Origin of the sequence: Longimicrobium sp. (genome assembly GCF_036280135.1) — a bacterium.
GTDB lineage: Bacteria > Gemmatimonadota > Gemmatimonadetes > Longimicrobiales > Longimicrobiaceae > Longimicrobium.
Genome location: NZ_DASURI010000013.1, coordinates 1 through 2,188, shown reverse-complemented (window position 1 = coordinate 2,188; position 2,188 = coordinate 1). Strand labels below are relative to the sequence as shown.

The 2,188-nt window shown below is 72.5% G+C and carries 3 protein-coding genes; all 3 read left to right on the top strand.

Annotated elements, in window-relative coordinates; all coding sequences use genetic code 11:
• Positions 1-191: 191 nt before the first annotated feature.
• The gene (locus VFZ20_RS00360; protein WP_329681820.1) at positions 192-632 is read left to right on the top strand and encodes a BlaI/MecI/CopY family transcriptional regulator; all 441 of its coding nucleotides are present in this window, start codon (positions 192-194) and stop codon (positions 630-632) included.
• Positions 625-1,605 (top strand): M48 family metalloprotease, encoded by a 981-nt coding sequence (locus tag VFZ20_RS00355; RefSeq protein ID WP_329681819.1) that lies wholly within the window; start codon positions 625-627, stop codon positions 1,603-1,605. Before VFZ20_RS00360 ends, VFZ20_RS00355 begins: the two co-directional genes overlap by 8 nt.
• 86 nt (positions 1,606-1,691) lie before the next feature.
• A partial coding sequence (locus VFZ20_RS00350; RefSeq protein WP_329681818.1) for a protein-disulfide reductase DsbD domain-containing protein occupies positions 1,692-2,188 on the top strand: 497 nt, incomplete at its 3' end.

The following is a 2,188-nucleotide window of genomic DNA, read 5'->3' as shown; positions in this document are numbered from 1 at the left end:
AGGTGGGTGAGCTCCGCGAGCCCGGAGGGGGCGCTCGCGCGAGGGCCGCCAGACGCTTGGAACCGGCCCTCTCTTTCTCAGGGAGCGCCGTCGCAGGACTCGCCCGCATCGCACCGTGACTCTTGACGGGGCGCCGCGGCGGGACTAGCCTACTACAGGCTGTCGTAATCACCCGCGCCGCTCCCGATCCGATGGACCTGAACCGATACCACTTCACCTTCGATCCGCGAAAAAAGGGGTTGCGCAAGATCCTGGGCGACCTCGAGGCGGACGTCATGGAGGCGATCTGGGCGCGCGGCCGGGCCACGGTCCACGACGTCCAGGAATGGCTGGCCGCGGCGGACCGGGAGCTGGCGTACACGACGGTGATGACGGTGATGTCGCGCCTGGCGGACAAGGGGCTGCTGGAGAAGCGCAAGGACGGCGCGGCGTACGTGTACGTGCCCGCCGCCAGCAAGGAGGAGTTCACCAACCGCACGGTCGGCACGGTGCTGAGCGAGCTCCTGGACGACTTCAGCGCCCCCGTGATGAGCCAGTTCGTGGAACTGATGGGCGAGCAGGACGAGGCGGCCATCGAGGCGCTCGCCAAGGCCATCGAGGAAAAGCGGAGGCGAGCGGATTCCGATGTTTGAATGGTTCTTCGCGCCGTACTCCAAGCTCCTGTGGGGCATGGAGTCCCTGCTGGTGATCCCCGGCCTGTGCGGCGCGCCCGTGGACGTGGCCCGCGCCCTCACGCTGCTCCTGTGCGTGGCCGCGGCCGCGCGCATCGCGGCCAGCTGCATCGCCGACCGCCGCCTGCGCCGCCGCTGCCCCGTCTACGGGCCCGGCGAGTTTTCCGGGCTGTACGACCTGTACCGCGAGGCCGGGGCGCGGGTGGGGCTCAGGCGCCTGCCGCCGCTGCACCGGCAGGCGGAGGAGGGCCCGCTGGCCTTTACCACGGGGTGCTTTCGGCCCGCCGTCTTCCTGGCGCCCGTCGTGATCCGCTCGCTGGGGACGGACGAGCTTTGCGCGGTGCTGGTGCACGAGCTCGTCCACGTGCGGCAGCGCGACAACCTGCGCGCCTGGCTGGGCAGCCTGCCGGTCGGCGCGCTCGTGGTGGTCCTGCAGGCCGCGGCGCTCTACGTGATGTTCTTTCGGATGGAGCTGCCCTTCGGCTTTGCGCAGGCGGGCATGCTCGCCGCGGCGGTGCTGGCCCTGCTGTGGACGTTTCGGTCCGTCGTCTGGCCGCGGGTGGTCTTTCGGCGCGAGCTTTCCTGCGATGACCGGGTGGTGGAGGCGGTGCGGGACCCGCTGGTGGTGGCCGCGTCGCTGGTGCAGGTGTGGCGCCTGCAGCGGGCGCTTCCCCGCCGGCCGGGCGCGCTCTGGCTGCACGCCCACCCGCTGCTGCGGACCCGCCCGAGCGTGGAGCAGCGCATCCGCCGCCTGATGGATCACCGGCCCGCCCCGCGCCGCGCCTGGCCCACGCTGGCGCGCCGCGCGCTGGCCACCACGGCGTTGCTGTGGATGGTGATGTTCCTCTGGACCTACCACCGGTCCGAGCGGGGCGCCGAGCTACGCGCCCAGCTTCGCGAGACCGCGCCCGAGCTCATCCCGACACGACGGTAGCCGAAGCCGCGGATTGTCCGCCGCGGAACGGCTTTCGTCCGCCCCTTTCTACTACACTGCGTAGTAAAAACCGGAGGATCCGCAGCATGAACAAGTGCATCACACGGGGGACGCTCCTCTTCCTGGGGGGTGGCACGGCGGCGCACCGTACGATCTCGCGCGTCCGTGCAGTCCTGTGCGCGCTCGCCGTCGCGCTCGCCGTCGGGGGGACACCGGGGACGGCGGATGCCCAGCTGCTTGCCGGGGAGCCGGGCGCCGTGGCGCGGGCGACGGACAGCCGGCCCGTGGAGATCGAGCTGCGGAGCGCCGCGCGCGTGCTCGTTCCGGGCGACACGGCGGCCGTCGCCATCCGGCTGCGCCCGGACCCCGGGTGGCACGCGTACTGGCGGCACGCCGGGGACGTGGGCAGCCCGCCCTCCGTGGCGTGGCGGCTCCCCGCGGGGTTCACGGCGGCCCCGCTGCGCTGGCCCGTGCCGGAGCTGATCGCATCTCCCCCGCTGGCCAGCTACGGCTACGAGCGCGAGGTGCACCTGCTGGGCGCCGTCCACGTTCCGCCGACGGCGCGCGTGGGGTCCACGGTGAC

Excerpts from the sequence above, each read along its gene's own strand:
- VFZ20_RS00360 (WP_329681820.1), top strand. The coding sequence starts at position 192 with ATGGACCTGAACCGATACCACTTCACCTTCGATCCGCGAAAAAAGGGG.
- VFZ20_RS00355 (WP_329681819.1), top strand. The coding sequence starts at position 625 with ATGTTTGAATGGTTCTTCGCGCCGTACTCCAAGCTCCTGTGGGGCATG.